This window comes from Paenibacillus agaridevorans (genome assembly GCF_003112455.1).
GTDB classification, from domain to species: domain Bacteria; phylum Bacillota; class Bacilli; order Paenibacillales; family Paenibacillaceae; genus Pristimantibacillus; species Pristimantibacillus agaridevorans.
In genome coordinates this window covers 97831-103623 of record NZ_BDQX01000430.1, presented here as the reverse complement: position 1 = coordinate 103623, position 5793 = coordinate 97831, and the positions used below count along the sequence as shown (strand labels likewise).

Sequence of the window (5793 nt, the reverse complement as noted above, 5' to 3'; positions counted from 1 at the left end):
CGGGAGCCGGTAGCATGGGAGCGGCTCGGCAGCCAGTTCGAGCATCTGGCCGCGCTGCTGGATGAGCATTCGCATGGCGAGCAGGAGTGGCTGATTCAGGATTCCGAGCAACTGGCCAGTCGAAGATCGATTTCAGTGGATGTCGGCGCAGAGACAAACGGGCAGGAGGACCGACTGATTCTGGTTCTGCACCGATATATCCAGAGCAATCTGGGCGGCGACCTGTCTCTCGTCAGGCTTGCGGAGCAGGTTCACCATAGCCCCAGCTATTTGTCCAGACAATATAAACGGATTACCGGCACGATGCTGTCGGATTACATTACGGAGGAGCGCATGAGGCTGGCCCAAAGGCTGCTGGCTTCATCGACGATGAAAATTCAGGAAATTGCCTCTCAAGCCGGTTATGAAGCCGCGCCGCAATTCAACCGGTCGTTTAAGAAATGGTGCCAGATGACGCCCCAGGGGTACCGCGATCGACATTTCGCATTCGGCAATGATCAAACTACGCAATAGATGCTAAGAAAAACAACAATGGCAAATAGCGGGCGGAAACCCGATCCCTTAAGCTAAATATGAAAGCAAATACGACTTTTGGGGGAATGCACGATGAAAGCCAAAAAAGCCAAGCTGGTAGCAATCTGCGTGTTGTCGCTGCTGCTCGTGATCGTCTCGGCTTGCTCGAACTCCGGCAGCCCGAGCAACGGCAGCCCGAACAACGGCAATAGCGGTGCCGTAAATAACGGCGATACCGGCACAGACACTGGCAACAAAGATGACGGGGAAGTCATCGACCCGATGGGCAAAATCGATCCGCCGGTCGAAATAACGGCGATTCGCCCGCTGGACTCCACGACCAAATTCGCCGAAGGCGAATCCATTGAAAACAACGCCTGGAACCGGCTGTACGAGCAGGAATTCGGCATCAAGCTTAAATATTTGTGGGTCGCGGATACGAGCCAATACGATCAGAAATTTAATGTGGCCATGGTATCCGGCAAGCTGGCAGACATTATGCCGGTCAACGCCATTCAGTTCCAGCAGTTGGTCGATGCGGATCAGCTCGAGGATTTGAGCGAAGCGTTGGAAAAGTACGGAACGGAGAAATCGAAGCTGCTGCTGGAAAAAGACGGCGGCGTGGGACTCGACTCCGCAACCTTTGGTGGCAAGCTGCTCGGCCTGCCGCTGGCAAGCAGCTATACGGACAACGCCCCGCTGCTGTGGGTGCGCACCGACTGGCTGGAGAAGCTGGGATTGCCCGAGCCGAAGACGATGGACGACGTGCTCGCGATTGCCGACGCTTTTGTCAATCAGGATCCCGACAACAACGGACAGAAGGATACGTACGGACTGGGCGTCGAGAAACTGTTTTACGGCGCGGTGCCGGGGCTGCAAGGATTTTTTAACAGCTACCACGCTTATCCGGAAATTTGGGTCAAGGACGACGAAGGCAAGCTCGTCTACGGAAGCATCCAGCCGGAGATGAAAGAAGCGCTCGCCAAGCTGCAGCAGATGTATAAAGACGGTTTGATCGACCGCGAGTTCGGGGTCAAAGATGCGGAGAAAATTTTCCAGGCCGTCAACTCGGGCAAGCTGGGCATGTTCTACGGCTTGATGTATGCGCCGCTGTTGTTCCAGGATGGCAAAACCAATGATCCGAACATGGATTGGAAGGCATTCCCGCTGCCGTCTATTGACGGAGAGGTTGCCAAGCCGCAAACGCCATTTACCGTAGGACGTTATTACGTGGTCCGCAAAGGCGTCAAAAACCCGGAAGCAGCCGTGAAGATGCTGAATGCTTTCCATCATGGCTGGGAGGACAAATATCCGCCGACCGAAATTACGCAAGACGGGGATATCGAGAAATGGCATTATGCGCTTGTCACCGGCTCCAATCCGACGCAAAACCTGGATATGTACGTCAAAGTAACCGAAGGGCTGGAGAAAAACGATACGTCGGGCTTCGATGCGCCCGGGCAGAACGTATTCTACGACAGCATAGTCAAGTTCAGGGAAGGCGATATGAGCGGCTGGGGCTACACCCGCGTGTACGACGCGCAGAAGCTGCTTTATGAATACAACCAGAACAACGGCTACCAAATGACCGAATATATTGCCGGTCCAACGCCAACGATGGTCGAGAAGGATTCGACCTTGAAGAAGATGGAGCTGGAGATGTTTACCAAAATCGTCATGGGCGAAGCTTCAATTGACGAATTCGACGACTTTGTAAGCGATTGGAAAAAGCTGGGCGGCGACGTCATTACCGAAGAAGTAGCGGCATGGCATAAGAGCAAAAACGGAAATTGACGGAGGGGGGCGGCAGGCATGGCTGTCAGGACAGTGACTGGAGAAATATCGGCAGACCGCCTCGGCATTGTATTGCCGCATGAGCATGCCTTTATCGATTTGCGCAAGCTGGTTCCCGAGCCGCAGTCCATCTCCGGCAAGGTGCTGGCGCAAGAGAAGGTTCATATGGGCAACCTGGGCGTGCTGCAGCGGAATCCTTATGCCGTACTGGACAATGCGTTGATCGAGGACGAGAACGTCATCAAGCAAGAATTGCTTGCCTTCAAACGGGCGGGCGGCAGCACGATCGTGGATCTGACGCTGCGCGATATCGGGCGCGATCCCAATCTGCTGTCGGGGCTGTCCCGGGAGCTTGGCCTGAACATCGTCGCCGGCTGCGGCTACTATATCCAGGCTTCGCATCCGCCGGACATGGAGGAACGGACGGTGGAAGGCATTGCCGAAGAATTGGTAGCGGAAATACGCTTCGGCATGGACGGCACGTCGGTAAAAGCAGGCGTTATCGGGGAGATCGGCACCAGCGCCGTTATCCATCCCCATGAACGAAAAGCGCTGCTGGCGGCGGCCCTTGCCCAGCAAGAGACCGGACTCGGCGTCCACGTTCATACCGATCTTTGGGCGAGGCAAGGGCTGGAGGTTATGCGGATCTTGACGGGCGAGGGCGTGCCTCCCCACAAAATCTGCATCAACCATGTCGATGTCGATATCCATTTGGATTATTTGAAGGCGCTGCTCCATGCCGGAGCCGTTATTGAATTCGACAACTTCGGCAAGGAATTTTATGCGGACCGCCGCCATCGGAGCGTGCTGAAGGGGCTGTTCGCCCGCGATATCGACCGGGTGCGGAGTATCAAGCTGCTGATCGATGAGGGGTTCGCGCATCAGATCATGATTTCCACCGACGTATGCTTGAAGACGGCACTGCGGCATTACGGAGGCTGGGGCTTCGACCATATGCTGACGAACATTGTGCCGATGCTGGAGGATGAAGGCGTTACGGCGGACGAAATCGAGATTCTGATGCGCGTCAATCCGGCGCGTTTCCTGGACGACGGGATTCCGCCGCAGTCGTCGGCGGCATTGGAGCCCGCAGAGGAGGCTCGCGATGCGATTCATTGATGCCAGCTGCGCAATCGGTTATCGGACGGTCAATTACGAGATCGTCAACCATGAGCGTTTCTACGTGCAGGAGCGGGTAAAGCAGGCCCGGGATGGCCGGGAGCTGATCGAGGAGCTTGATTTTTGCGGCATTGACCAGGCGGTCATCAGCCATAATGCCATGATCGATGTGGATCCCGGCTACGGCAACAAGCTGGCGGCGGCGGAAGCGGCCGGGTCGGGCGATCGGCTGCTGCCCTCGTGGGCGATCGCTCCGCCGGTGACCGAGCCGGAATATGCGCCGTCGGCGCTATTTCCGGCGATGCAGGCGGCCGGCGTGAAGCTGCTGCGGGCCTACCCGGCCCGCAATCGCTACATGCTCGGGCGCGTGGCGATGGATCCGCTGCTCGGCGAAATCTCGTCGCTGCGCATCCCGCTTTATTTGTCGCCGAGCGAAGGGTGGGAACCGATCTATCAGGTCTTGCAGGAATACCCCGATCTCACGGTCATCTTGACCAACTACGGATTGTGGAGCCACGCGCGATTGACCTTCCCGCTGCTCCGGGCGTACCCGAACTTCTACATCGAAACCGGAGACATGCAGACCGCGGGCGAAATACGGGAGATTTGCCGGTTGTTCGGTCCGGAGCGGCTGCTCTTCGGCTCGGGGTTTCCGAGCAACGCCATCGGCGGACCTTTGGCGGCGCTCCGCGGTAGCGGTATCTCGGAGGAGGCGATGAGCGCGATCGCAAGCGGCAATTTATTGCGCCTATTAGGGGAGGTGGTCTTATGAGCAGGACCGGCATACCCGAGATGGCGAACCGTTCGCGGCTTGCGCAGGAATTTATGGAGCTAGGCCGGCTGGAAAGTTTGCCGATTATCGACATGCATACGCATATGGGGCCGTTCTACGGCACTTATTTGCCGGAGGCGCCGCTGCCGCGCATGCTGGCCGAGATGGAGCGGGAAAATATCGACTGGATCGTATCGGCGCCGCATAGCGCGTTGTTCGATCCCATCGCGGGTAATCGCGAGATTGTCGCGGCGATGGCGGATCATCCCAAGAAAATTTACGGTTATTATACCGTTAATCCTCACTACTCGGATCGTATTAATGAGGATTTGGCGGAATATGACGCAATCGACAACTACGTCGGATTCAAGCTGCTGCCGGACTATCATAAGTATCCGCTTACAGGCGATAGATTTACGCCGATCTATGAATTTGCAAATGAGCGCGGACTGCTGCTGCTTTCCCATACGTGGGGGCACAGCCGCTACAATCCGCCGGGGATGATCGCGGAGCTGGCCGTCAAATATCCCAATATTCGTTTCCTGATGGGGCATTCCGCTCCGGGCGAAACGGATTACGCGATCGAAGTGGCGGCCTCTCTGCCCAATGTCTATCTGGAGCTGTGCGATACCGGGCGATTGAACGGACTGATCGCCAAGATGGTTCGGGAAGCGTCGTCCGAGAAGGTCGTTTTCGGGACGGACTTCCCCTGGTATGATCCGCATTACATGCTGGGCAGCGTGCTGTTCTCCGGCATCGACGATCGCGAGATAAGCAATATCGTACATGACAACGCGGCGGCTCTGGTCGGCGGAGTGCTGCAGCGAAAAGCAAAGCGAGGATGAATGGAATGGCTGAGTTAATCGAATCGTTCGAAACGGCAAAAGGGAATATGTTTGGCGACTTGCTGTCCAAGCGGGAGCAAGGCGGCAAGTTGAAAATCGGATTGGTTACCGTCGCTTTTTTCGAGTATTGGCGGATGTTCTCCCCGGAGATGAAAGGCAACGTCACCGGAGACATGGCGCATCTGCATGAGCAATTGCGGCAGCGTCTCCCGTTCTGCGAGATCGTCTGGCCGGGGCTGATCGACACGCTGGACGCGGCCGAGCAAGCCGGCCTGGAGCTGGCGGAGCGGCAGGTCGACCTGATCATTTACGCGGCGGGCACGTATTGTCCGGATTACATGGCGATCCAATTGCTGGAGCATGTGCGGCAGGCGCCGGTGCTGATGTTTAATACGCAACGCGACAGCCGCATCAATCTCAAGACGAATTATGAAAACATCATTCGCAACAGCGCCTTGATTGCCAATATGCAGCTCGCGGCTTCCTTCCGCAAGATGGGCTGGTACAAGGACTTGCACGTTGTGGTAGGTTCGCTGGACGATGAAGCCGCGTATGACGAAATCGCCTGTTATGCCCGCGCCCTCAAGGCCTACAAGGAGCTGAAGCGCGTGAACCTGGGCGTCATCGGCCATGTATTCCGCGGCATGTACGACTTCGAATATGACAAGACGATGGTGAAAGGCACGCTCGGTCCCAATCTGATCGCCGTCCAATTAAGCCATTTGCTGGAGCAATACGAGCAGGCGGGAG

At 56.5% G+C, this 5793-nt stretch carries 6 protein-coding genes; all 6 read left to right on the top strand.

Translation table 11 applies throughout. The features are described from left to right. Window positions 1-513, top strand: a 513-nt coding sequence (locus PAT3040_RS32665) for a helix-turn-helix transcriptional regulator (protein WP_146200625.1), incomplete at its 5' end; no start/stop codon positions are given. A 93-nt stretch (window positions 514-606) separates the two neighbouring features. Beyond that, complete coding sequence (locus PAT3040_RS32660; RefSeq protein ID WP_108995951.1) at window positions 607-2307, top strand: extracellular solute-binding protein; 1701 nt, start codon at window positions 607-609, stop codon at window positions 2305-2307. 18 nt (window positions 2308-2325) lie between these two features. Further along, complete coding sequence (locus tag PAT3040_RS32655; protein WP_108995950.1) at window positions 2326-3426, top strand: phosphotriesterase family protein; 1101 nt, start codon at window positions 2326-2328, stop codon at window positions 3424-3426. Next, entirely contained in the window at window positions 3413-4198 is a 786-nt protein-coding gene (locus tag PAT3040_RS32650; protein ID WP_108995949.1) for an amidohydrolase family protein, read from the top strand. The genes PAT3040_RS32655 and PAT3040_RS32650 overlap by 14 nt, the downstream gene beginning before the upstream one ends. Next, window positions 4195-5043: an amidohydrolase family protein gene (locus PAT3040_RS32645; protein WP_108995948.1), complete on the top strand. Its 849-nt coding sequence runs from the start codon at window positions 4195-4197 to the stop codon at window positions 5041-5043. Before PAT3040_RS32650 ends, PAT3040_RS32645 begins: the two co-directional genes overlap by 4 nt. A gap of 5 nt (window positions 5044-5048) precedes the next feature. Then, window positions 5049-5793, top strand: a 745-nt coding sequence (locus tag PAT3040_RS32640; RefSeq protein WP_181376983.1) for a hypothetical protein, incomplete at its 3' end; no start/stop codon positions are given.

Coding starts and splice junctions, on each gene's coding strand:
- PAT3040_RS32660 (WP_108995951.1), top strand. CDS start 607: ATGAAAGCCAAAAAAGCCAAGCTGGTAGCAATCTGCGTGTTGTCGCTG.
- PAT3040_RS32655 (WP_108995950.1), top strand. CDS start 2,326: ATGGCTGTCAGGACAGTGACTGGAGAAATATCGGCAGACCGCCTCGGC.
- PAT3040_RS32650 (WP_108995949.1), top strand. CDS start 3,413: ATGCGATTCATTGATGCCAGCTGCGCAATCGGTTATCGGACGGTCAAT.
- PAT3040_RS32645 (WP_108995948.1), top strand. CDS start 4,195: ATGAGCAGGACCGGCATACCCGAGATGGCGAACCGTTCGCGGCTTGCG.